A 23,553-nucleotide genomic window follows, 5' to 3' on the forward strand; every position below is an offset into this window, starting at 1 on the left:
CCTAGCTTGCGATTTTCGCGGAATCCACCGGGTAAAACGTATAGCTGAGCGTGATCGTCTGGATATCGGCCGCGTCCGGGTCCGTCAGGATCTTCGGATCGACGAAGAAGATCACCGGCATCCGCGCGGTCTCGCCGGGCTTGAGCGTCTGCTGGGTGAAGCAGAAACACTGGATCTTGGTGAAATACTTCCCGGCCTGCGCGGGCTGGACGTTGAAGGTCGCGGTACCCGTCAGCGGCTTGTCCGACGTGTTGGTCGCGGTGAAGAACGCCATGTCGCGCGCGCCGATATCGATCGTGTCGGACCGAAGCTCGGGCTTGAACTTCCACGGCAGCTTGGGGCTGACGTTGGTGTCGAAATCGACCGTGATCTTGTGATCGACCGCGCCGGGCGCGACGAGCCCGCGCTGGGTCGTGCCGTTGAGGCCGGTGACCGAGCAGAACAGCCGGTAGAGCGGCACGCTGGCCCAGGCGAGCCCGGTCATGAAGCAGATGAAGAGCACCGCGAGCGCCGCCGTGCGGTTGGTGCGCGACATGCCTTTCAGGAACGCCATCAGTGCGGCATCCCCGCGCGGATCTTGGCGATCGAGATGGCGAAGATCAGGATGACGAACGCACCAAGCAGCAACGCCATGACACGCGCGCGACCCCGCTGGCGGCTGCGGATCAGGTCGGCCTGGTTCGGGTCCGACGGCGTCATGCGAACCACCGGTCGACGACCAGCGCGCCGAACATCACGAACAGATACAGGATCGAGTATTTGAACAAGGCCTTCTCCGGTTTCATCGCATCGTCGGCATGCGTGGTGCGCTTGGCGACGCGGACGGCGAGCAGCGCGAACCAGCCGGTCAGCAGGATCGCGGCGATGCCGTAGATCGCGCCGGTCAGGCCGAGCGGCCAGGGCAGGATCGCGACCGCCGCCATCGGGATCGTGTACAGGCCGATCTGAGTCCGCGTGGTCCGCTCGCCCGCGACGACCGGCAGCATCGGCACCCCCGCGGCGGCGTAATCGCTCTTCATGAACAGCGCGAGCGCCCAGAAATGCGGGGGCGTCCACAGGAACACGAACAGGAACAGCAGGACGGGGAGCAACGCGACGTCGCCGGTCGCCGCCGCCCAGCCGATCAGCGGCGGGAACGCGCCGGCTGCACCACCGATGACGATGTTCTGCGGCGTGCGGCGCTTGAGCCAGACGGTATAGACGAGGACGTAGAACAGGATCGAGACGGTCAGGATCGCGGCCGCGACCGCGTTGACCGCGAACCCCATGAAAAGGACCGAGAACGCACCGAGGCCGACGCCGAAATGCAGCGCCGCCTGACGATCCATCCGGCCATCGGGGAGGGGACGCTTCTGCGTGCGGCGCATGACCGCGTCGATGTCCGACTCGTACCATTGGTTGAGCGCCCCCGCCGCACCGGCGCCAAGCGCGATGCAGAGGATCGCGGTGAAGCCGATGACCGGATGTACGCCGACCGGGGCGGCCAGCATGCCGCAAAGACCGGTGAAGACGACCAGCGTCATCACGCGCGGCTTGGTCAGCGCGAGGAAATCGCGCCAATGCGCCGGTGGCAGGAGGGGGGTGGCAGGAGTCATGGTTCGGGTACGCTATACGCGTTGCGGCGCACGTCGGAAAGCCTCCGCGTCGTGATGGTTCAAGGGGTTGGGCGGACGCTCGGCACGGCGTCGGGGTGGGTTACCATCGCAGCCCAACCCGTCATCCCAGCGGAAGCTGGGATCTCCCACCGCGACTCCCGCCCCGCGCCAAACGGGAGACCCCTGCTTTCGCTGGGGTGACGGCATCGAGGTTGGGGGCGCTGGCTTTTTCAGGCTTCAGCGCATGGGCTCGCTCGCGGCTCTACCGGATAGCCCAGTAGCAGGACCCTGCAAGATCGGCGAACGGCCCACCCCCACGTCAGGATGACGTGGGGGTGGGGGTATGGGGATAACGTTGACACCACCAGACGAAAACCGCCGCAAAACGAAAAACGCCCCGGGTTTCCCCGAGGCGTTCTCCTGCTTGGCTGGCCCCGACACGGGCGTAAATCCCGTGTCGTCGGACGCGGCGTTGCCGCGCCGGGCGGGGGCCTGATGGCCCTTTCTCCGCCTTAATCGATCTTCGGCAGCGTCTCGAACTGGTGGTATGGCGGCGGCGAGGAGATCGTCCACTCCAGCGTCGTCGCGCCTTCGCCCCAGGGATTGTCGCCGGCCGGCTTGCCCGCGATCATCGACCAGATCAGGTTGACGAAGAACACCACCATGCCCGCACCCATGATCATGTAGCCGACCGAGGCCACCGTGTTCCAATGCTCGTATTCCGGCGTGTAGTCCGGAATACGGCGCGGCATGCCCTGCAGGCCGAGGAAGTGCATCGGGAAGAACATCACGTTCACGCCGATGAAGAACACCCAGAAGTGCAGCTGGCCGAGGAACTCGTTGTACATCTTGCCCGACATTTTCGGGAACCAGTAATAGAAGCCGGCGAACAGCGAGAAGACCGCACCCAGCGACAGCACGTAGTGGAAATGCGCCACCACGTAGTACGTGTCCTGCATGTAGTCGTCGATGCCACCATTGGCGAGCACCACGCCGGTCACGCCGCCGACGGTGAACATGAAGATGAATCCGATCGACCACACCATCGGCGTCTTGAAGGTCAGCGAACCGCCCCACATCGTCGCGATCCACGAGAAGATCTTGATGCCGGTCGGCACCGCGATGACCATCGTCGCCGCGGTGAAGTACATCTTGGTGTTCACGCTGAGACCGGTGGTGAACATGTGGTGCGCCCACACGACGAACCCGACCACGCCGATCGCGACCATCGCATAGGCCATGCCGAGATAGCCGAAGACGGGCTTGCGGCTGAACGTCGAGATGATCTGGCTGACGATGCCGAAGCCCGGCAGGATCATGATGTAGACTTCGGGATGGCCGAAGAACCAGAACAGATGCTGGTAGAGGACGGGATCGCCGCCGCCGGCCGGATCGAAGAAGGTCGTGCCGAAATTGCGATCGGTCAGCAGCATCGTGATCGCGGCTGCGAGCACCGGCAGCGCCAGCAGCAGCAGGAACGCGGTGACGAGCATCGACCAGACGAACAGCGGCATCTTGTGCAGCGTCATGCCCGGCGCGCGCATGTTGAAGATCGTCGTGATGAAGTTGATCGCGCCGAGGATCGACGACGCGCCGGCCAGATGCAGCGCGAGGATCGCCATGTCGGTCGACGGCCCAGGCTCGCCGTACGTCGAGAGCGGGGCGTAGAGCGTCCAGCCGTTACCAGCACCTCCGAAGAACGGCGAGGCGAGCAGCAGCGTGAAGGCGGGGATCAGCAGCCAGAACGACACGTTGTTCATGCGCGGGAACGCCATGTCGGGCGCGCCGATCATGATCGGCACGAACCAGTTGCCGAAACCACCGACCATCGCCGGCATGACCATGAAGAACACCATGATCAGCCCGTGCGCGGTGATGAGCACGTTCCAGAGATGGAGCGATTCATCGAGGCTGGCGCTGCCGCCATGGAGCATCGACGCCCAGCCCTGGAGATACTGGATGCCCGGATGCGCCAGCTCGGCGCGCATGAGCCCCGAGACCGAGCCGCCGATGATCCCCGCGACGATCGCGAAGATCAGGTACAGCGTGCCGATGTCCTTGTGGTTGGTCGACATGAACCAACGCGCGAAGAAGCCCGGCTTGTGATCGGTATCGTGATGATGATCGTGCGCGTCGTGGCTTACGAACGCCGACGGATTGAGAGCGGTGTCGGTCATCTTACAGTCCCGCGTTGCCGGCGCCGGCCGGGTTTGAGGTGGCGCCCTGCGTCGTCGCGGGGGCTGCGGTGGTCACGTTTTCGACGGGGCCGGTCGCGTTGGCGGTTTCCGCGGCCTCCTCGACCTTCGCCGCGGAGCCGTCGGCGCCGGGCTGCGGGATGACCTTGTCGGAGGCCTTGCCCGGGGTCGGCATCGTGCCGCCCTTGGCGCGGACCCAGGCTGCATATTCGGCGGGCGGAACGGCCTCGACCGCGATCGGCATATAGCCGTGGCGCGCGCCGCACAGTTCGGAGCACTGGCCGAAATACAGGCCGGGCTTGTCGATCGTGAAGCTCGTCTCGTTCAGGCGGCCTGGGATCGCGTCGAGCTTGATCCAGAACGCCGGGACTGCCCAGCTGTGGATCACGTCGTTCGACGTCGTGATCAGGCGGATCGGCACGCCGACCGGGAGGACGATGCGGTTGTCGGTGGCGAGCAGCTTGGGGCCGTCCGCGTCGGTACGGGCACGCTCGCCCGCGGCGACCTCACCCTTTTCCTTCAGCATGTTGGCGGTGATCTCGAAGCCGCCATTGTCGGGATACTGGTACGTCCAATACCATTGGTTGCCGATCGCTTTCAGCGTCACGGCACCCGATGGCGCGGGCTTGAACTGTGCCTGCAGCAGGCCGATCGAGGGGACCGCGATCAGCACGAGGATCACGACCGGCGCGAGCGTCCAGATGATCTCGATAAAGGTGTTGTGGCTCGTCTTCGACGGCACCGGGTTGGCGGCGCGGCGATAGCGGAACGACACCCAGAACAGCAGCAGCAGGACGAGCAGCGAGATGATCGTGATCGTCGGCACCAGGATCGAATTGTGCATCCAGTGGGCGAACTGACCGTTCTTGGTCACCTGTGGCTGGAGGCCGAACAGGCCGTCGGTCGGCTGGCCGATCATCGGCTTGGCCGTCATCGCGGGCGCACCGTCCATCGCGAGTTCGGGGCTGGACGGGTTGGCGGTCGGCGTCGCGGCCGACGTGGTCGGCGCGGTGTTGGACACGCCGCCCGGCGCTGCCGCTGCCTGCGGTGCCGCTGGCTGGCCCGCGGGCTGGGCCGCCTGCCCGGCGACACCACCGAGACTCGCCAGTGCGAGCCCCGCTGCCATCGCAAATCCTCTCATCCCCATCTTGCGCATCGTTATTCTTGACCCCGGTTTATAGCGAACCCGATATCACGGACGCGCGGATGTCTGTTTATCATTTGGGAAGGGCTATACCCAGCGGGGGGGCTCGCCTCAAGCATTGTCTCGACTACCCGTCATGCCGGGCTCGTTGCGGCATCCACGGTGCCGCATTATCGAGAGAATGCGGCGCGCGGAATGGTGAGCCGCGGAACGAGCCCGGGGTGACGAAGCGAGTGGGGAGCGTAGGTGTACTAATGCGCCGGTAGTCGTTGCGTGCGGTTTCGCGCGCTCGTATCAGCGCGGGCAGACCTTTTTGGAGCGATGACCCGCAATGACCGAAGACGACGTGCTCGCCGAATTCCGTGCTGCCGAGGCGTTGCTCGAAGGGCATTTCATCCTGTCCTCGGGCTTGCGCAGTTCGCGCTACCTGCAATGCGCGCGGGTCTTGATGGACCCCGCGCGCGGCGCTCGGTTGTCGGAGGCGCTGGTGGCATCGCTCCCGGCCGATCTGCGCGCGCAGATCGACGTTGTGGTGTCGCCGGCGATGGGCGGCGTGATCGCGGGGCACGAGATGGCGCGTGCGCTCGGCGTCGAGGCGATGTTCCTCGAGCGGCCCGACGGCGTGTTCGAACTGCGCCGCGGGTTCCGCCTCGCCCCCGGCCAGCGTGTGCTGATGATGGAGGACGTCGTCACCACGGGCCTCTCGTCGCGCGAGGCGATCGCCGCCATCGGACGCGCGGGCGGCGTGACGGTCGCCGCGGCATCGCTGGTCGATCGCTCGAACGGGCAGGCGGACCTGGGCGTACCGTTCTTCCCGCTGATCCGGCTCGACGTTCCGACCTACCCAGCGGACGCGTTGCCGCCCGAACTGGCCGCCATCCCGGCGATCAAGCCCGGTAGCAGGGCGGCATGAGCCCCCTCGGCAACGAGCACCTCCGCCTCGGCGTGAACATCGATCACGTCGCGACCGTACGGAACGCGCGCGGGGCGGGGTATCCCGATCCGGTGCGCGCGGCGCTCGTGGCGGCGGCGGCGGGGGCGGACGGGATCACCGCACACCTGCGCGAGGACCGGCGGCACATTACGGACGACGACATCGCGCGGTTGTCGGCGGAGCTTGCGATCCCGCTCAACCTGGAGATGGCGGCGACCGACGAGATGCTCGGCATCGCGCTGCGTCACAAGCCGCACGCCGCGTGCATCGTGCCGGAAAAGCGCGAGGAACTGACCACCGAGGGTGGGCTAGACGTCGCCGGGCATTACGACCGGATGGCGCGGCTGGTCGACGCACTCGCGGGAGCGGGCATCCGCGTGTCGCTGTTCATCGAGCCCGATGCGCGCCAGATCGAGGCGGCGGTGCGGCTCAAGGTACCCGTGATCGAGCTGCACACGGGGCTCTACGCGGAGCTGTCGGGCGAAGCGCGCACGGTCGAGCTGCGGCGACTGACCGACGCGGCGGCGCTCGCGGCGAAGAACGGCATCGAGGTCCATGCCGGGCACGGCCTGACCTACGACAACGTCGCGCCGATCGCCGCGATCCGCCAGGTGCGCGAGTTGAACATCGGGCATTTCCTCGTTGGAGAGGCGTTGTTCGTAGGTCTCGGCGAAGCCGTCCGGCTAATGCGTGAGGCGATGGATGCGGCGCGGTAGCCTTAAGAAGGTTTTGTTCGCGCGGAGACGCGGAGACGCGGAGCAGAAGGAGGCTTCGGTCCGAGCGGCGATCGCTACCGTCTCCACTTCTGCTTCGCCGCACTTGCGGCCCTCATACTCTCCGCGTCTCCGCGTCTCCGCGCGAACAAACTCTTTTGTCTTCCGACCGCAGGCCCTGTCGTGATTATCGGGCTCGGATCCGACCTCTGCAATATCGAGCGGATCGCAGCCTCGATCGAGCGGTTCGGCGAGCGGTTCGAGCAGCGGGTGTTCACCGATGTCGAGCGGGCCAAGGCAGCGCGGCGGCCTTTCACCAAGGCGGGCACGCTGGCGAAGCGGTTCGCGGCGAAGGAGGCGTTTTCGAAAGCGGTCGGCACCGGGTTTCGCGCCGGCGTGTTCATGCGCGATATCGGCGTGGTCAACGCCGCGAGCGGCGCGCCGACGCTGGCGCTGACCGGGGGCGCCAAAGCGAGGCTTGACGCGTTGACCCCCGAAGGCCACGCCGCCCGCGTGCATTTGACCATGACCGATGATCATCCCTGGGCGCAGGCCTTCGTGATTATCGAAGCTATACCTCTGATATCCCCGGATACGGGCCAGGATATGAATCGATGAAGGACGCGGCGTTGGACGGCAACGAGTTCCCCGAAAAGCCCCTCGCGCAGAGCAGCGCGGTCGATCCCGTCGCACCGGCCGCCGCCACACCGGAAACGACCCGCCGCCGCGGCACCGACTGGTGGGGCGAGGTGAAGGGCATTTTCTGGCTCATCCTGGTCGTGCTCGGCTTTCACAGCTTCATCGCCAAGCCCTTCTATATCCCCAGCGAATCGATGCTGCCGGGCCTGCGGATCGGCGACCGGCTGGTGGTGACCAAGTTCGCCTATGGCTGGTCGTTCGTCTCGCCGACGATCCCGAACCCGGTCGCGATCTTCAAGGGCGTCGTGCTGCGCCAGCAGGAAGAGAGCTGGAGCGTCCAATTGCCGTTCATCCACGGCCGATTGTTCGGCTCGCTGCCGACCCGCGGCGACGTGGTGATCGTGACGCCGCCGGGCACGCATAACGACTATATCAAGCGCGTCATCGGCCTGCCGGGCGACAAACTCGCGGTGCGCGACGGGATCGTCTTCCTCAACGGCGTCGCGGTGAAGCGCGGCCCTCTCCACGACACGCTGATCCCGGTCGACACCAACAGCCCGTGCAGCGAGATCGACTATCCCGGCGCGCGCGAGACGCTGCCCGATGGTCGCGAGATGTGCCGCCTGCCGACCTATACCGAGACGCTGCCGAACGGCCGCCGCTACGAGACGATCGACCTCGAGTCCGATAGCCAGGGCGACAATTTCTCCGAGATCACGATCCCCGCGAACCATGTCTTCCTGATGGGCGACAACCGCGATCGCTCCGCCGACAGCCGGTTCGCGCTGAGCCAATTGGGGCTTGGCGGGCCGGTGCCGTACGAAAATCTCGGCGGCCGTGCGGAGTTCATCACCTTCAGCCTCGACGGCGACGCGAATTTCAACCCGCTGACCTGGTTGGGATCGCTGCGGTCGGATCGCGCCGGCACTTCGCTGCATCCCGCCAAGGTCAGCTGAGGTGGCCGACGAGACCGCCGTCACCGAACTCAGCCCGGTCGAGATGCGCGATCCGTTCCTGCGCAAGGAACTGAAGCGCGCCGTCATCTGGCTCGGGCTTGCCTGCGTGATCGCGCTGCTGATCGTCCTCGTCCAGCCGTTGCTGATCATCTTTGCCGGCGTGGTGTTCGCAGCCTTGCTCGATGGCGGCGTGCGGCTGCTCGGGCGGGTGCTGCCGATCGGGCGGGGCTGGCGGTTGCTGATCGTCGTGCTGCTGACGTTCGCATTCCTGGTGGGGACGTTCGTGCTGACCGGCGTGCAGGTGACCGAACAGGTCATGCAGCTGCGCTCGACGCTGGAATCGCAGGCCAATCGCTTCACCACCTATCTGACCTCGCAGGGGCTGATGCCGGGCGCGTCGGACGTCAACGGCATCGTCAAGCAGGCGCTCGGTTCGGTCGGACGGGTGACGTCGTGGGTCGGCACCGCGATCGGCGCGCTGACCAGCATGTTCATGATCCTGATCCTCGGGCTGTTCATCGCAATGGATCCGGGCACCTATTCGCGCGGGCTTCAATGGATGGTGCCGAGCGACCTGCGCCCCGAATTCGCCAGAACGCTGGTCAAGATGGGCGACACGTTGCGCAAGCTCCTCGCCGGGCGCCTGCTCGGCATGGCGGTCGAGGGTGTGGCGACGGGTATCGCGCTGACGATCGGCGGCGTGCCGATGGCGATGCTGCTCGGCATCATCGCGGGCATTCTCGCGTTCATCCCGAACGTCGGCGCGATCGTGACCGGCGTGCTGATGGTCGCGGTCGGGTTCAGCGCGGGCGTCGACACCGGCTATTGGGCGATCGGCACGTATTTCGTGGTGCAGACGATCGACGGGTACGTGATCGTGCCGATGGTGGCGAAGCGGACGGTGGATCTGCCGCCAGCGTTGACGCTGGGTGCGCAGATCATGGCGAGCGCGCTGTTCGGGATTTTGGGGCTGGCACTGGCCGATCCGATGACCGCGATGTTGAAGACCGCGCTGGAGCGGCGGTCGGATCGGGAAGAAGAGAAGACCGAGGTTTCGGCTGAAGCCGGGTCCACCGCCTAACCTCCCCTTCGTCATCCCCGCGGAGGCGGGGACCCATATCCTCAGGAGTTTGCCAGTATGGGTCCCCGCGTCCGCGGGGATGACGGAATGGGGACTATATCCGAACCAACTGGTCGAATAGCGCAAGATAGCGGTCCGCCGAATCGGTCCCGGGTTGCGGCACCGGTTCCGGTCGCTGCGCGGTCCGCACCAGCCATGCATCCAACGCCGCGATCAGGCCCGCCGCGTCGTCCCTCGTGACAACCGTGCCCCGCGCGGGACGGTCGACGATCTCCGCCACCGCCGCGCTCGAATCGGTCGACACCACCGGCGTCCCGACCGACAACGCTTCCCGCAACACCCCCGGTACGCCTTCATAGTCGGAGGTCAGCGCCAGCACGGCCGCGCGCGCCATCACCGGGAGAGGGTCGCTGCTATGGCCGAGCAGGAGGACGCGGTCTCCCAAGCCGAGCGCGCGGATCTGCGCCTCGATCGCCCCCCGCTCGCTCCCTTCGCCGAGTATGACGAGCGGTATCGTCCGGTCCGCCAACAGCGGCAGCGCGGCGATCAGCCGGTCCCAGCGCTTCTGCGGTTCGAGCCGCCCGACGCCCAGCATGAAATGCGCGGGGAGATCGGTCATTGCGCCCGGAATCGCCACCGCCGGCGGGTTCGGGATGACGCTGGTCCGCCCGACCATCCGCGTCGCCCGCGCCGCCTCGTCCGCGGTCGCGGGAGTCATCGCCACGAGGTGATCGAGGAAGCTCCCGTGCCGCGCCAGCCAAAGCTGGTGCGCAGCGTGCATCATCCGGCCATGATCGGCGCGCGCGGGGGCGTTGGACATCTTGGCCACGATCGGCGGACAGGCCTTGCCCAGCCGCAACCGGGTCCAGGCCGCGATCCCGGTATAGAAATTGCCCGCGCAGAAGATCACGTCCGGCGACAACCGGCGGACGACCTTTGGCAGCGCCAGCAACCGCGACGGCGAAACGATCTCCAGCCCTTCCGGCAGTTCGGCGGCCAGCGGCCCGGAAACATCCTCGATCGCCAGCGTCACCCGCCGCCCCGCTGCCAGCCAGCCGCGCGCGAGACGCAGTTGCGCGCGCTCGACCCCGCCGCCGCGCAGGTCCTCGGCATAGGTCAGGATGTGCCGCGCGGTCGGCGGCCCGCTCAGGAGTGACATATGGGGGTCATCATGATGCGCGATTGATAGAGCGGAGATCGCGATCGAATGAAACCGACTTTACGTGCATGCGCACCGCCGGGCGGCTATTGGACCGCGCGACAGGTCGTGGATGGCGGGCGGCGGAACGGCTTGAGGACAATGGTTTGAGGACCGGCGATTGAACTTCCGTGCGAAAACTGCCGATCGCGACGGCTATGCGGATATCGCGCGCGCGGGCCTCGAGCCGCTGAAGACGATCGGCAGCCGCTGGCCGGCGATCATCGGCGCGGTGCTGACGCTGGCGATGATCGCCGGGCTCGGTCGCGAATTGCTCGGGCATGGGCTGGCCGGGCTCACCCGCTCGGTGCCGCACGATCCGCGCTTCTATCTGTGCTTCGGCCTGCTCTACATGTCGCCGCCGACCGGGGATTACGTCATCTTCCGCAGGCTGTGGGGGATTCCGCTCGGCGGCCTCGTCGCGCTGATCAAGAAGCGGATCGCGAACGAAGTGGTGTTCGGCTATTCCGGCGACGCGTATTTCTACGCCTGGGCGCGGGCGAAGGCGCGGATGGTGGCGTCGCCGTTCGGCGCGGTGAAGGACGTCACGATCCTGTCGGCCATCGCCGGCAACGCGATCACCCTGCTGCTGGTCGCAATCGCCTTGCCGCTCGGGCGGCATCTGCTGACGCATGACCAGTTCCGCACCGTACTCGCCTCGGCAGGCGTCACGCTGGCGATCTCGCTGCCGTTCCTGATCTTATCGCGGCGCGTGTTCTCGTTGCCGAGAGCCAAGCTGTGGTGGGTGTTCGGGATCCACTGCATCCGGTTGCTGTGCGGATCGGTGCTGATCGCGTTCGCCTGGCATTTCGCCTTGCCGGGCGTGCCGGTCGGCATGTGGCTCTTCCTTGCCGCCGGGCGCCTGCTGGTGTCGCGCCTGCCGCTGGTGCCGAACAAGGACCTGCTGTTCGCCAACGCCGCGATCCTGTTGATCGGGCAGGATCAGGCGCTCTCGGAACTGATCGCGTTCACTGCCGCGCTGACGTTGCTGGTGCATGTCGCGCTGATCGTGGCGTTCGGCGCGCATGTCATTGCCAATAGGAGTCGTGCATGATTCGATACGCCATCGCCGGAGCGTTGCTGCTCGCGAGCCCGGCGGATGCCCAGATGCTCGGCAGCGATGCGGCCGCGTGTCGGCCTGGAGAAGGCCCCGCGATCGCCGTGGAGATCACCGGGCTCAAGGATCGCACCGGCGAGTTGCGGCTCGAACTCTATCCGGACCAGGAAGCCGACTTCCTGAAGAACCGCCACAAGCTGATCGCCGAGGGCAAGACGTTCCGGCGGGTGACCGTGCCGACGCCCGCGACGGGACCGACGACGATGTGCATCCGGGTGCCGCGGCCGGGCCGCTACGCGGTGTTGATGACGCATAATCGCGACGGCAAGAGCAAGTTCGGCTTCTGGAGCGACGGCGCCGGGTTCGCGAGCAACACGAAGCTCGGGCGGTCGCGCCCCAAGGTCGAGCAGGCGCTGGTCGAGGCCGGTACCGGCGTCACCGTCGTCCATGTCACCGCGCAATATCTCCGCGGGCTCGGCGGCTTCGGACCGCTCGGCTGATGACACGGTGAGGGCCGAGCGGTGAGGATCGTCGATGTCAACGAATTCTATTCGCCCACCGGTGGCGGCGTGCGGACCTATGTCGACCGCAAGATGGGCATCATGGCGGATCTCGGCCATGAACTGATCGTCGTCGCCCCAGGCAAAGAGGACCGCGTCGAGGAACGCCCCGGCGGCGGGCGCATCATCTATCTCAAGTCGCCGGGCATGCCGTTCGATCGCAACTACGGGCTGTTCTGGGACGAGCGCGCGATCCACCGCGTGCTCGACGAGCTCGATCCGGATGTCGTCGAATGCTGTTCGCCGTGGCGGCCCGCGTGGTTCGTCGGCGACTGGGAGGGACGCGCGGTAAAATCCTTCTTCATGCACAACGACAATATCGCGGCCTACGCCCAGCGCTGGTTCGCAGGCGTCGCGAGCCACGACCAGATCGAGCGCGGCTTCGCCTGGTACAGCCGGTACATGAACCGCTTTCTCGAGAAATACGATGTCGTCGTCACCAACGGCCCGGCGCTGGAGAAGCGATTGCGCGCGCGCGGCGTCCGGATCGACGCGGCGATGCCGCTGGGGATCGAGCGCGGGCATTTCTCGCCGGACTTGCGCGATCCGCGGTTGCGCGCGGCGCTGCTGCGGCAGTGCGGGTTGCCCGAGGACGGCATGCTCCTCCTCGGGCTTGGGCGACATCACGGCGAGAAGCGCTGGCCTTTGGTCGTCGATGCGGTGGCGCGCGCAGGGGCGACGCTGCCGGTCGGGCTGATCCTGATCGGCGCGGGTGCGCAGACCAAGGCGATCCAGCGGCGGATCGGCGGATCGCCGCATATGCGGATGTTCGCGCCCGTCTATGACCGCGAGCGGCTCGCCCGGATCATGGCGAGTTGCGATACGCTGATCCACGGGTCGGAGGCCGAGCCGTTCGGGCTGGTCGCGTCGGAGGCGATGGCGTCGGGCCTGCCGCTGATCGTGCCGGATACGGGTGGCTGCGCGGAAGTCGCGGACCGCCATGCGAGCGAACTTTACGCGGCGCGCGATGCCGAGAGTGCGGCGGCGGCGATCGGCCGGTTGTTCGCGCGGGATTCGGCCTTGTTACGGCGCGCGGCGGCGGTGGCGGCGCGGCACGTGCGCAGCGATCGGGAGCACGCGGTCGAACTCATGGACTATTATGCGGGACTGGTCGCGGCGAAGCACGGGCGCGAGCTGGCGGCCTGAACGCGGTGAACCTAGTGCCGGGGATCGGAATCGCGTCATAGCCCGCGTCGAGCGCGGCGGTGGCGAGGGCGTGGTCGAGGCGGGCGTCGCCGCTGGTCGCCGGGCCTTCGCCGCCCGTGAGGATCGTCGATCCGTCGAGTTTCAGGCGCACGCGGGAGACCAGGTGGAGCGCGCGTTCCTGGGACGCGTCGAGCAGGGTGGTGCTGCGGAAATAGAAGGGGCCGGTCGCGAAATCGGTATCCGGCACGCGGTTCGCCGCGGGCAGGATTTGTGGGGACAGCGTGGCGATCGGGCCGTCGAGTCCGTGCTGGTCGAGCGTGCGGCCGATCGCCCGGCCTTCGCGCAGGGCTTGGCTGAGCGACAGGCCGTCCGAGTCCGCCAGCGCTGCAATCGAGGGGGCGAGGCCGGCGGTGGCGAAGATCGCGAACGCGATCCGCCACGCACGGCCGGGCGACGGGACCAACGACAGGCGGACGAACAGCGCAGGCAGGGCGGGCAGCAGATATTGCCGCCAAGTCGGGAACGGCAGCAGTGCGGCGATCAGGCCCGCGAGGATCAACCAGTCGAGCAATCCGACCGTGCGGCGGCGCGCGATATCGCGGGCGACAAGTGCGAGCGCAGGCAGGGGGGCGCCGAGCGCGAGGAATTTGAGCGTGTCGATCGCCTTGGCGGGCAGCGACATTTTCCACGGGCGCAGCGCATAATATTCGGCGGGGCCGCGCGCCGGAAAAGTCAGCGTACCGAACACGAAACCGGCCGGGCTCGTCGCATAGCTCCAAGCCACGAAGGCGATCACCGGGAGCGTGCCGAGCAGGATTGCGACGGGGCGGTGACGACGGTGGACCAGCGCGTAGAGGCCGTATGCCAGCGCCGGGAACGCGTAGGAGATTTTCGCGGCGGCAGCGGCGGCGAGGAGAAAGCCGGCGAGCGCGGCGGTCTTGCGCGTCGTGTCGGGGCGCACGATCAGCGGGAGGGCGGCTGCCAGCAGCGCGGCGGGGAGCGCGTCGTTGCGCGCCGTGCCGATGCTAAAGAGCAGGATGTCGCAGGTCGCGAACAGGGTTGCGGCGGCGAGTGCGGTTCCGGGTTTGGCGCCGAGGGTTCGGGCGGCGGTGTGGACGCAGGCTATCGTGACGACGCCGAGCAGGGCGTTGAGGATGCGGAGCGCCGGCCAGGTCCAGCTGCCGGCGAGGAGCGCGACGGGCGCGAAGAGATAGGGCTGGAGCGGGGTCTGGAGATAGGCGAAGTCGCGATAGGGGAGCAGACCGTGCGCGGTGAGCGCGGCGGCGGCGACGTACTGCGATTCGTCGTGGTCCACCGGGCGGAGGAGCGCGAGGGCGACGAACAGGATCGCCAGCGCTGCGAGTAGTGCTGGATACAGCAGAAGCCTGTTCACCCGCGAAGGCGGGTGCCCAGCCTGGGCACCCGCCTTCGCGGGTGAACAGCTTTGGGAGGAAGTGCGCTCCATTACTCAGCCCCACCCCGGCGAAGGCCGGGACCCAATTGGGGGACGGTTATGACTGAGGGTGGTGCTTCGTTATCCCGGCCTTCCCAATTGGGCCCCGGCCGTCGCCGGGGTGGGGGCGTGTCGGGCAAGGTCAGACTTTCACCGCGGTCAGGAAGTAATCGAGGCTCGTAGAGTCGCTCAGCGCAAACCCCGTCGCCGGCGAGAAGCTCAGCCCCCGCATATCCGTCACGCGCAGCCCCGCATCCTTCAGCAGCGCAGTCAGCTCCTCAGGCGTCAGGAACTTGTTCCAGTCGTGCGTCCCCTTGGGAATCACCCCAGCACCTTCCGCCACCGTGATCATCGCGATCCGCGACAACGGCGTCCGGTTGGGCGTCGACAAAATCAGCAACCCGCCCTCCGCCAGCGTCCGTGCCAGACCACGCACGAAACCCGCCGGATCGCTGACATGCTCGATCACTTCCAGACTGGTGACCAGATCATACTGCCCGACCAACCCCTCGACACCCCCCGCGCGATAGTCGATCGCCAGTCCGCTCTGGCCTGCATGGATCTCCGCCACCGCGATATTCTCGGGCGCGGCATCGATCCCCGTCACCGCCGCACCGAGCCGGGCGAGCGGTTCGCACAGCAACCCCGCGCCGCACCCGACGTCGAGCGCGGTCTTGCCCTCCAGCGGCGTGAAGCTCGAACCGTCGCCGCCCCAATGCGCGTCGACCTGCTCGCGAATATAGCGCAGCCGCGGCGGATTGAGCTTGTGCAAGGGCGCCGACGAGCCCTTCGGATCCCACCAGTCCGCGGCCATCGTGCCGAAATGCGCGGCCTCTTTCGGATCGATTGTTGCGTTCATGAGCGTGTCGCTTGCCAGTTTCATGCGCGCTACCTATCAGGGCTGCCGCTTCGACCCAAAGGGATTTGCGCAGTTCATGGCCCGTATCGTGATGAAATTCGGCGGCACGTCGATGGCGGGGATCGAACGCATCCGCAACGTCGCCGCGCGCGTGAAGCGCGAAGTCGATGCCGGCAATCAGGTCGCCGTCGTCGTCTCGGCGATGGCCGGCGAGACCGACCGGCTCGTCGGCTTCTGCCGCGAGGCGTCGTCGTTGTACGATGCCAAGGAATATGACGTCGTCGTCTCGGCCGGCGAGCAGATCACGAGCGGGTTGCTCGCGATCGCGCTCCAGGCCGCGGGCTGCAAGGCGCGGTCGTGGCTCGGCTGGCAGCTGCCGATCAACACGTCGGACGCGCACGGCTCGGCGCGGATCGGCGAGATCGATACGGTCGCGCTCGACGCGAGCCTCGCGGACGGCGTCGTGGCCGTCATCCCCGGTTTCCAGGGCGTCGCGGACGGCCAGCGCGTCACCACCTTGGGCCGTGGCGGCTCGGACACGTCGGCGGTGGCGATGGCGGCGGCGATGAAGGCCGATCGCTGCGACATCTATACCGACGTCGACGGCGTCTACACGACCGACCCGAGGATCGTGCCCCGCGCGCGCAAACTCAGCAAGGTCACGTATGAAGAGATGCTGGAACTCGCCAGCGTCGGTGCCAAGGTGTTGCAGACGCGCTCTGTCGGCCTGGCGATGAAAGAGAATGTGCGCGTGCGGGTGCTGTCCTCGTTCGAGGATGGCGATACTAACGACGGTCACCGCGGCACGTTGATCGTGGGCGAAGAGGAAATCGACGATATGGAACGCCAGCTCATCACCGGCATCGCGCACGACAAGAACGAGGCGAAGATCACCCTGACGCAGGTCAGCGATCGTCCCGGTTCGGTCGCGGCGATCTTCGCGCCGCTCGCGGACGGCGGGATCAACGTCGACATGATCGTGCAGAACGTCGCGCATTCGACCGGCTCGACCGATGTCACCTTCACGGTCCCCGCCGCCGATCTCGCGCGCTCGCTCGATATCCTCGACAAGGCGAAGGACGCGATCGGCTATGCGACGATCGTCCACGACACGCGCGTCGCCAAGGTGTCGGTCGTCGGCGTCGGCATGCGCAGCCATGCGGGTGTCGCCTCGACGATGTTCACCACGCTCGGCGAGCGCGGCATCAATATCCAGGCGATCGCGACCTCGGAGATCAAGGTCAGCGTGCTGATCGAGGAAGATTATACCGAACTCGCGGTGCGCGTTCTGCACACGGCGTACGGCCTCGATGCCGAGGATGCCGCTTGACGGACACCGTCCGTTCGTTTCGAGCGTAGTCGAGAAATATGTCACGGATATCGCGCGGGGTTTCTCGACTCGGCTCGACACGAACGGGAGTTTTGTAATGACCATCGGTAGCGACCGGCTCCAGCGCCGGATGGCCCGCGGGGCGGCGTTCCTCGGGTCCGAGGTCGCCATCCTCGGCGGCGCGATGTCGTGGGTGTCCGAGCGTCACCTCGTCTCCGCGATCTCCAACGCGGGCGGGTTCGGCGTGATCGCGTGCGGCGCGATGACGCCCGCGCTGCTCGATACCGAGATCGCCGCGACCAGGGCGCTGACCGACAAGCCGTTCGGCGTGAACCTGATCACCATGCACCCCGATCTGTTCGAGCTGATCGCGGTCTGCGCCAAGCATAAGGTCGGGCATGTCGTGCTCGCCGGTGGCCTGCCGCCCAAGGGCAGCATCGAGGCGATCAAGGAAACCGGCGCGAAGCTGATCGCGTTCTCGCCCGCGCTGGCGCTCGCGAAGAAGCTGATCCGCTCGGGCGTCGACGCGCTGGTGATCGAGGGCATGGAGGCTGGCGGCCATATCGGCCCGGTCTCGACCAGCGTGCTCGCGCAGGAAATGCTGCCCGAGATCGCCGAGCAGGTGCCGGTGTTCGTCGCCGGCGGGATTGGCCGCGGCGAGGCGATTGCGGGCTATCTCGATATGGGCGCGGCGGGCGTCCAGCTCGGCACGCTGTTCGTGTGCGCGACCGAATCGATCGCGCATGCCAATTTCAAGAAGGCGTTCATCCGCGCGTCGGCGCGCGATGCGATCGCCAGCGTGCAGATCGACGCGCGGCTTCCGGTCATTCCGGTGCGCGCGCTGAAGAACGCGTCGAGCGAGCTGTTCACCGCCAAGCAGCGCGAAGTCGCCGGGCATCTCGACGGCGGCCGCGTGGAAATGGCCGAGGCGCAGTTGCAGATCGAGCATTACTGGGCAGGCGCGCTGCGCCGCGCGGTGATCGACGGCGATGTCGAGCATGGCTCGGTGATGGCGGGCCAGTCGGTCGGCATGGTCAAGCGCGAGGAGCCGGTCGCCGACATCATCGCCGGGCTGATGGCACAGGCGGCCGCCGCACTGGAAGCGCGCGCAACGTAACGCCTGATCCTCCCCCTCCGTCAGGCGGAGGTGGCAGGCTCCTGCCTGACGGAGGGGGAGGAAAGGAAAACCGCCGTTCCGTGTCCTCCCCCTCCGACGCCTGCGGCGCCACCTCCCCCTGGCGGGGGAGGATCGAGGGGGCGGCGTTTTCTGCGATGGCGGGCGCTTGAGGGAAGCCTCTTTCCGACATCTACACGCACCTCCTTGCGGATATGCGGACCACCCCGGCGGAGGCCGGGGCCCAATTGGGCGACGCTGCTGGTGCGGCTCGTGCTCCGTTACCACGACCTTCCCAATTGGGCCCCGGCCTGCGCCGGGGTGGAAGTAATCCCATGAACAGCCCCCCGACCCCAGCACAATCCCCAACCCCAGCCCCTCTCCACTCGCCGCAAATCGCGTACGGCTTACGTCTCGTTAACCTAATCCCTGCAAAGAGTGTCCCGTCGGGGGACGTTATGAGGTGGTTGCGATGAGTCGTCGTTTTGCATTGCTGTCGTTTACCGCGCTGGGCTTGATGGCCGGGTGTGCGCCCAAGCCGAAGACCGTGGCGGTCGTCGCGCCCCCCGTCATCATGGTTCCGGTCCCCGCGCCGACGATGCCCAAGGGTGCATCGCCGACCATCGTCATCCCGGTCGCGTTGGCCGACGGCACCTACCCCACGCCGAATCGCAACCTGACGACGTCGGCCAAGGTCTGGCATCTGCGCGCCGCGCTCAACGTCGCCGCGCTCGCCTGCCGGGGTTCGCAGGAGTTGACGATCGTCGCCGGCTACAACGCGCTGTTGTCGGCACAGAAGCCGGTGCTCGCCAAGGCCGAGGCGACCTATGCCAGCGAATACAAGGCAGGCGGCGGCGACTGGCAGGATCGCTACGACGATTCGATGACCCGCCTCTACAACTTCTTCTCGCAGTCGCCCGCACGCGACGGGTTCTGCGCGGCGGCGGGCACCGTCCTTGCGCAGAGCACAGGTCTGACCGCCGAGGCGCTGCCTGCGTTCGCGGCGCAGAACCTGCCGTTGCTCGAGCGTCCGTTCACCGACTTCTACCGCGCGGTCGATGCATGGCGCGGTCGCACGGTGCGTCCGGTCCCGCCACAGCTGGTCGCATCGCGCCAATATGCCGCGAACATGCCGGTCCAGACGATCACGCAGGCGCGGCTCCAGCCGATCTCCCAGCCGGTACCCCCCGCGCAGCCCCGGCTGAAGCTCGACCCCAGCGTCTTCCGGTAAGCCTCCAGCCTCGGCCGATCGCTGCGCCTTAAGGTTGGCTTCCCCGCAAAGACTGGGTTAACAGCCGCGGCGATGGCAGAGGGACAGGATCAACCGACCGGCGGCCGCTTCGATGGACGCGAGCACCGGTTTCCGGTGCGCGTGTATTTCGAGGACACCGACCTGTCGGGTGCGGTCTATCACGCCAATTACCTGCGCTACATGGAGCGCGCGCGCTCGGACATGCTGCGGGTCGGCGGGATCGACCAGCGCGCGGCGTTCGAGGCGGGCGAAGGCTCGTACGCGATCGCCAGCGTCACGATCCGCTATGCCGCACCCGCCAGGCTCGACGACGCCTTGCTGGTCGTCTCGCGGATCGTGCAGGTCCGCGCGGCCGGGGTCGCCATTCATCAAAGGGTCATGCGCGACGGGCTTGTCTTGGCCGAGGCGGACATTGTGGCGGCGCTGGTCGCTCCCAATGGTCGCCCACGCCGCCAGCCGCGCGCCTGGATCGATATCTACGAACGCCTAGTCTGGCAGGGGGAAGCATGAATCCGGTGTTGACTATGGATAGCGCGACGCTGTCGCCGATCCACTTGTTCCTGCAGGCCGATTTGGTCGTGAAGGGCGTGATGATCGGGCTGCTGCTCGCCAGCATCTGGACGTGGGCACTGATCGGCGCGTTCTGGCGGCGGATCGGCAAGACGCGCAAGGCCATGGTGCGGTTCGAGCGCGATTTCTGGAAGGCCGAGGATATCGACGTCTTCTACAAGGCCGAGGGCGAGAACGACCTTCCGTCGGCGCGCGTGTTCGCCGCCGGCGTGACCGAGTGGCGGCGCTCCACCGCGGGCGGCACGATCGACAAGAGCGGCACGCGCGAGCGGCTCGCGACGACGATGGGCGCAGCAGTCGCAGGCGAGATCGACAAGCTGTCGGACCGGCTGAACGTGCTGGCGACGGTCGGCTCGGTCGCCCCGTTCGTCGGGCTGTTCGGCACGGTGTGGGGCATCATGCGCAGCTTCACCAGCATCGCCGCCGCGCAGAATACGTCGCTGGCGGTGGTCGCGCCGGGCATCGCCGAGGCGCTGTTCGCGACCGCGATCGGCCTGTTCGCGGCCATCCCCGCGGTGATCGCGTACAACCGCTTCAGCCACGGCATCAACCGGATCGAGGCGAGCCTCAACCGCTTCGCCGACGGCTTCCACACGACGCTGAGCCGCCAGCTGGACGGGTCGCGCTAAGGTGGCGATGAACCTTCCTTCGTCGCGCGGCCGTGGGCGCCGCGCGCCGATGGCGGATATCAACGTCACGCCGCTGGTCGACGTGATGCTGGTGCTGCTGATCATCTTCATGGTGACCGCGCCCTTGATGACCGCGGGCGTGCCGGTAAACCTGCCCGACGCGCGCGCGAAGGCGCTCGACCAGGAGCAGAAGCCCGTCGAGATCTCGATGGACGAGACCGGCGCACTGTTCATCGACAAGGATCAGGTGGCCGACGACGCGCTGCCGATCCGGCTCGCGTCGATCGCTGCCAGCCGCGCGGTGGGCGACGAGCCGCAGGTGTTGCTGCGCGCCGACCGGAAGCTCGATTACGGCCGCGTGATGCGCGTGATGGGCGAACTCAACCGTGCCGGTCTCAACCGCGTCGCGCTCGTCACCGTCGAGGGCAACCAGAACTGATGGGTCTCCGGTGATGGATCGTTCGGAGAAGATCGGCCTGGGCGTCGCGGTGGTCGGGCACGTGGTGCTGTTCGGCCTGTTGTCGCTCGGCTTCCTCAGCGCGCCCGAACCGCCCAAGATCACGCAGCAGCCGATCGACGTCAGCCTGGTGCCCGATGTCGCGCTGGAGGCGACCGCGCCGCAATCGACCGAGGCGCCCGCCGAATCGGTGGCCCCCGACGAGGGCGCTCCCGAAGATGCCGCGCCGCCGGCCCCGCAAGAGGCGGAGCCCGAGCCGCAGCCCGATCCCACACCGCCCGCGCCGCAGCCCAAGCCCGCTCCGCCGAAGGCCAAGCCGCAGCCTGCGCCCGAACCGAAACCCGAGCCCAAGCCGCAGCCCAAACCCAGGCCCGCGCCACCCAAGCCCGCCGCCAAGCCGGCGCCGGTGCGCAAGCCCGTCGTGAAACCGCAACCCGCACCGGCCAAGGCCAAGCCGACCAAGGCCGCGCCTGCAAAATCAGCCCCTGCGAAGACGGCGACGAAATCGAAGGACTCCCCCGCCAAGTCTTCGTCGAGTTCGGCCAAGTCCGCCAAGCCGTCCTCGACCAAGGGCAGCGGATCGACCGCGAACGCCAAGACCTCGCGTCCGCGCGGCTCGCGGCTCGGCGACAATTTCCTGAAAGGGCTGTCGGCCGATCCGTCACCGAGCAAGTCGGAGGCGCCCAAGGCCGCCAAGCTCGGCGCGCAGGCGGCCGCGAACATCGGGTCCGCGATCTTGCGCCAGGTGCAGCCCTGCGCGAACCGGCAGGTCACGCCGGGGCCGGGCGCCGAGCGGATCCGGGTGACGATCAACCTGAAGCTCAACCGCGACGGGACGCTCAAGTCGCGGCCGACGATCAGCGGGCATGCCGGCGTCGACGACGACAACCGGCGCTATGTCGACCGCGTCGACGATCTCGCGATCGCGACCTTTGTCGGGTGTTCGCCGCTACGCGGTTTGCCCGACGACCTGTATGACGTGCAGAACGGCTGGAGCAATTTCAGCCTGCGCTACAAACTTCCCGGCTGAGGATGTCCGTTATGACTCGATCGATCCTGGGGTTTTTCCCTTCGCGCCCAACCCCGGTTGAAGAATATCACCCCGGCGTAGGCCGGGGCTCAATTGGGAAGGCCAACGTAATGATGCGCAGCGCACTTTCAGCGGCGTCCCCCGGTTGGGCCCCGGCCTACGCCGGGGTGAAGGCTGTGTTGCGTGGGCGTGAGGCTCGATCGGTTCTCGCGTCGGTCGGATTGATGGCTGTCGTTATGAGCGGGGCGGCCAGCGCGCAGGACGCGCCAGCACCCCAGCAAGCTCCCGCCGACCCGGCCGCGCCAACCCCCGCAGCCGCTGGCGACCAGTCCGGCGGCCTAGTGGTCGACGTCACCGGCGGCATCTCCGCACCGATGCCGATCGCGATTCCCGTCATGCCGACCGCTGCGGTGGTGTCGACACCCGCCGGCTCGACCGACGTGCTCGGCCGCCAGCTGTCCGAAATCGTCACCAACGATCTGCGCAACTCCGGCCTGTTCACCCCACTGTCGCCGGGCCAGCTTCGCCCGGTCACCTTCCCCGAAGTGACCGCACCCGGGTTCGATTATTGGGGCAGCACCGGCGCGCAGGCGCTGGTGCAGGGCTTCATCCGCGCCAATGGCGACGGCAATCTGACGGTCGGCTGCTACCTCTATGACGTGTCGTCCAAGGCCGAGCTGACCCGCACCGGGTTCGTCGTATCGCCCTCCGACTGGCGCCGTGCGGGGCATAAATGCGCCGACATGGTCTATACCCGGCTGACCGGCGAGGGCGCGTATTTCGACAGTCGCGTCGTCTATGTGTCCGAGACCGGGCCCAAGGGTCGCCGCATCAAGCGGCTCGCGATCATGGACCAGGACGGCGCCAATCACCGCTTCCTGACCAACGGCCAGTCGATCGTCCTGACCCCGCGGTTCGCACCGAACCAGCAGTCGATCGTCTATATGAGCTATCTCAACAATCGCCCGGCAATCTATGTCTACGACATCGGCTCGGGCAAACAGCGGCTGGTGGTGGCGAACGCGAACCTGACCTTTGCGCCGCGCTTCTCGCCCGATGGCCGCAACATCCTGTTCTCGATGGCGCAGGGCGGCAATACCGACGTCTACCGTGTGTCGAGCCAGGGCGGCAGCCCACAACGCCTGACCAACTCGCCGGGGATCGATACCGGCGGCAGCTATTCGCCCGACGGCAGCCGAATCGTGTTCGAGAGCGATCGCTCGGGCGGGCAGCAGATCTACGTCATGAACGCCGATGGTTCGAACCAGCAGCGGATCAGCTTCGGCGGCGGGCGCTATGCGACGCCGGTTTGGAGCCCGCGCGGCGACCTGATCGCGTTCACCAAGCTCGGCGGCGGCTTCCGGATCGGCATCATGAGCCCCTCCGGCGGCGGCGAGAAACTGCTCACCAACGACTGGCAGGACGAGGGGCCGAGCTGGTCGCCGAACGGTCGCGTCATCAACTTCTATCGCTCTGGACGTGGCAGCGGCGGCAAGGCGGATCTCTGGTCGGTCGACCTGACGGGCGTCAACGAGCGCAAGATCCCGACGCCGCTCGACGGGTCGGATCCGGCCTGGGGCCCGCTTCGCCCATAAACCTGCTATGGGGGCAGGACGGGGAATATGACTTTCTACGGGAGAC

Annotated in this window: 24 protein-coding genes; 16 read left to right on the forward strand and 8 right to left on the reverse strand. The window is 67.2% G+C overall.

Features of this window, described 5'->3' with window-relative positions; all coding sequences use genetic code 11:
* Position 1: 1 nt before the first annotated feature.
* The 5 genes from EQZ23_RS13980 to coxB form a co-directional block, all read right to left on the reverse strand.
* A complete protein-coding gene (locus tag EQZ23_RS13980; protein WP_128455048.1) occupies positions 2-553 on the reverse strand; it encodes a cytochrome c oxidase assembly protein in 552 nt (183 codons plus the stop codon).
* The gene (locus tag EQZ23_RS19860) at positions 553-699 is read right to left on the reverse strand and encodes a hypothetical protein (RefSeq protein ID WP_164913455.1); all 147 of its coding nucleotides are present in this window, start codon (positions 697-699) and stop codon (positions 553-555) included. Before EQZ23_RS19860 ends, EQZ23_RS13980 begins: the two co-directional genes overlap by 1 nt.
* Positions 696-1,595, reverse strand: coding sequence for a heme o synthase (locus EQZ23_RS13985; RefSeq protein WP_128455049.1), 900 nt, complete (start codon positions 1,593-1,595; stop codon positions 696-698). The genes EQZ23_RS19860 and EQZ23_RS13985 overlap by 4 nt, the downstream gene beginning before the upstream one ends.
* Positions 1,596-2,107: 512 nt before the next feature.
* On the reverse strand, positions 2,108-3,772 hold the full coding sequence (ctaD, locus tag EQZ23_RS13990) for a cytochrome c oxidase subunit I (protein WP_128455050.1): 1,665 nt from the start codon (positions 3,770-3,772) through the stop codon (positions 2,108-2,110).
* A gap of 1 nt (position 3,773) precedes the next feature.
* Positions 3,774-4,916 (reverse strand): cytochrome c oxidase subunit II, encoded by a 1,143-nt coding sequence (gene coxB, locus EQZ23_RS13995; RefSeq protein WP_240663580.1) that lies wholly within the window; start codon positions 4,914-4,916, stop codon positions 3,774-3,776.
* A gap of 349 nt (positions 4,917-5,265) precedes the next feature.
* Between coxB and pyrE the strand changes: the two genes are divergently transcribed.
* The 5 genes from pyrE to EQZ23_RS14020 all read left to right on the forward strand — a co-directional run bounded on the left by pyrE (position 5,266) and on the right by EQZ23_RS14020 (position 9,257).
* Positions 5,266-5,847, forward strand: coding sequence for an orotate phosphoribosyltransferase (gene pyrE, locus EQZ23_RS14000; RefSeq protein WP_128455051.1), 582 nt, complete (start codon positions 5,266-5,268; stop codon positions 5,845-5,847).
* A complete protein-coding gene (locus EQZ23_RS14005) occupies positions 5,844-6,584 on the forward strand; it encodes a pyridoxine 5'-phosphate synthase (RefSeq protein WP_128455052.1) in 741 nt (246 codons plus the stop codon). Before pyrE ends, EQZ23_RS14005 begins: the two co-directional genes overlap by 4 nt.
* 180 nt (positions 6,585-6,764) lie before the next feature.
* A complete protein-coding gene (gene acpS, locus EQZ23_RS14010) occupies positions 6,765-7,199 on the forward strand; it encodes a holo-ACP synthase (RefSeq protein ID WP_128455053.1) in 435 nt (144 codons plus the stop codon).
* On the forward strand, positions 7,196-8,176 hold the full coding sequence (gene lepB / locus EQZ23_RS14015) for a signal peptidase I (RefSeq protein WP_128455054.1): 981 nt from the start codon (positions 7,196-7,198) through the stop codon (positions 8,174-8,176). Before acpS ends, lepB begins: the two co-directional genes overlap by 4 nt.
* Before the next feature lie 43 nt (positions 8,177-8,219).
* Complete coding sequence (locus tag EQZ23_RS14020) at positions 8,220-9,257, forward strand: AI-2E family transporter (RefSeq protein ID WP_128455594.1); 1,038 nt, start codon at positions 8,220-8,222, stop codon at positions 9,255-9,257.
* 94 nt (positions 9,258-9,351) lie between these two features.
* Here EQZ23_RS14020 and EQZ23_RS14025 read toward each other — a convergent pair whose 3' ends face one another.
* Positions 9,352-10,416 (reverse strand): glycosyltransferase, encoded by a 1,065-nt coding sequence (locus EQZ23_RS14025; RefSeq protein WP_128455055.1) that lies wholly within the window; start codon positions 10,414-10,416, stop codon positions 9,352-9,354.
* A gap of 160 nt (positions 10,417-10,576) precedes the next feature.
* Between EQZ23_RS14025 and EQZ23_RS14030 the strand changes: the two genes are divergently transcribed.
* The 3 genes from EQZ23_RS14030 to EQZ23_RS14040 are packed head-to-tail and all read left to right on the forward strand — an operon-like array spanning position 10,577 to position 13,218.
* Complete coding sequence (locus tag EQZ23_RS14030) at positions 10,577-11,509, forward strand: hypothetical protein (RefSeq protein WP_128455056.1); 933 nt, start codon at positions 10,577-10,579, stop codon at positions 11,507-11,509.
* Positions 11,506-12,012: a DUF2141 domain-containing protein gene (locus tag EQZ23_RS14035; RefSeq protein WP_128455057.1), complete on the forward strand. Its 507-nt coding sequence runs from the start codon at positions 11,506-11,508 to the stop codon at positions 12,010-12,012. The genes EQZ23_RS14030 and EQZ23_RS14035 overlap by 4 nt, the downstream gene beginning before the upstream one ends.
* A 21-nt stretch (positions 12,013-12,033) precedes the next feature.
* On the forward strand, positions 12,034-13,218 hold the full coding sequence (locus EQZ23_RS14040; protein WP_128455058.1) for a glycosyltransferase: 1,185 nt from the start codon (positions 12,034-12,036) through the stop codon (positions 13,216-13,218).
* On the opposite strand, the gene EQZ23_RS14045 is transcribed toward EQZ23_RS14040, so the two are convergent.
* Both EQZ23_RS14045 and ubiG read right to left on the reverse strand, forming a co-directional pair.
* On the reverse strand, positions 13,160-14,611 hold the full coding sequence (locus EQZ23_RS14045) for a DUF2029 domain-containing protein (protein ID WP_206364261.1): 1,452 nt from the start codon (positions 14,609-14,611) through the stop codon (positions 13,160-13,162). The genes EQZ23_RS14040 and EQZ23_RS14045 overlap by 59 nt on opposite strands.
* A 202-nt stretch (positions 14,612-14,813) precedes the next feature.
* The gene (gene ubiG / locus EQZ23_RS14050) at positions 14,814-15,554 is read right to left on the reverse strand and encodes a bifunctional 2-polyprenyl-6-hydroxyphenol methylase/3-demethylubiquinol 3-O-methyltransferase UbiG (protein ID WP_240663581.1); all 741 of its coding nucleotides are present in this window, start codon (positions 15,552-15,554) and stop codon (positions 14,814-14,816) included.
* A gap of 52 nt (positions 15,555-15,606) precedes the next feature.
* Between ubiG and EQZ23_RS14055 the strand changes: the two genes are divergently transcribed.
* The 8 genes from EQZ23_RS14055 (at position 15,607) to tolB (ending at position 23,507) form a co-directional block, all read left to right on the forward strand.
* On the forward strand, positions 15,607-16,860 hold the full coding sequence (locus tag EQZ23_RS14055; protein WP_128455596.1) for an aspartate kinase: 1,254 nt from the start codon (positions 15,607-15,609) through the stop codon (positions 16,858-16,860).
* A 97-nt stretch (positions 16,861-16,957) separates the two neighbouring features.
* Positions 16,958-17,977 carry a nitronate monooxygenase gene (locus EQZ23_RS14060; RefSeq protein WP_128455059.1) on the forward strand — a complete coding sequence of 340 codons (1,020 nt, stop codon included), beginning with the start codon at positions 16,958-16,960 and terminating at the stop codon, positions 17,975-17,977.
* Between the two features lie 469 nt (positions 17,978-18,446).
* Complete coding sequence (locus tag EQZ23_RS14065; protein WP_128455060.1) at positions 18,447-19,205, forward strand: hypothetical protein; 759 nt, start codon at positions 18,447-18,449, stop codon at positions 19,203-19,205.
* 72 nt (positions 19,206-19,277) lie between these two features.
* On the forward strand, positions 19,278-19,736 hold the full coding sequence (locus EQZ23_RS14070) for a YbgC/FadM family acyl-CoA thioesterase (RefSeq protein ID WP_128455061.1): 459 nt from the start codon (positions 19,278-19,280) through the stop codon (positions 19,734-19,736).
* On the forward strand, positions 19,733-20,425 hold the full coding sequence (tolQ, locus tag EQZ23_RS14075) for a protein TolQ (protein WP_128455062.1): 693 nt from the start codon (positions 19,733-19,735) through the stop codon (positions 20,423-20,425). Before EQZ23_RS14070 ends, tolQ begins: the two co-directional genes overlap by 4 nt.
* 1 nt (position 20,426) lies before the next feature.
* Positions 20,427-20,864 carry a protein TolR gene (gene tolR / locus EQZ23_RS14080; protein WP_128455063.1) on the forward strand — a complete coding sequence of 146 codons (438 nt, stop codon included), beginning with the start codon at positions 20,427-20,429 and terminating at the stop codon, positions 20,862-20,864.
* Positions 20,865-20,877: 13 nt separating this feature from the next.
* Entirely contained in the window at positions 20,878-21,912 is a 1,035-nt protein-coding gene (locus tag EQZ23_RS14085) for a cell envelope biogenesis protein TolA (RefSeq protein WP_128455597.1), read from the forward strand.
* Positions 21,913-22,136: 224 nt separating this feature from the next.
* Entirely contained in the window at positions 22,137-23,507 is a 1,371-nt protein-coding gene (tolB, locus tag EQZ23_RS14090) for a Tol-Pal system beta propeller repeat protein TolB (RefSeq protein ID WP_128455064.1), read from the forward strand.
* The last annotated feature ends 46 nt before the right edge of the window (positions 23,508-23,553 follow it).

Source organism: Sphingomonas sp. UV9 (assembly GCF_004101245.1).
Taxonomy (GTDB): Bacteria; Pseudomonadota; Alphaproteobacteria; order Sphingomonadales; family Sphingomonadaceae; genus Sphingomonas.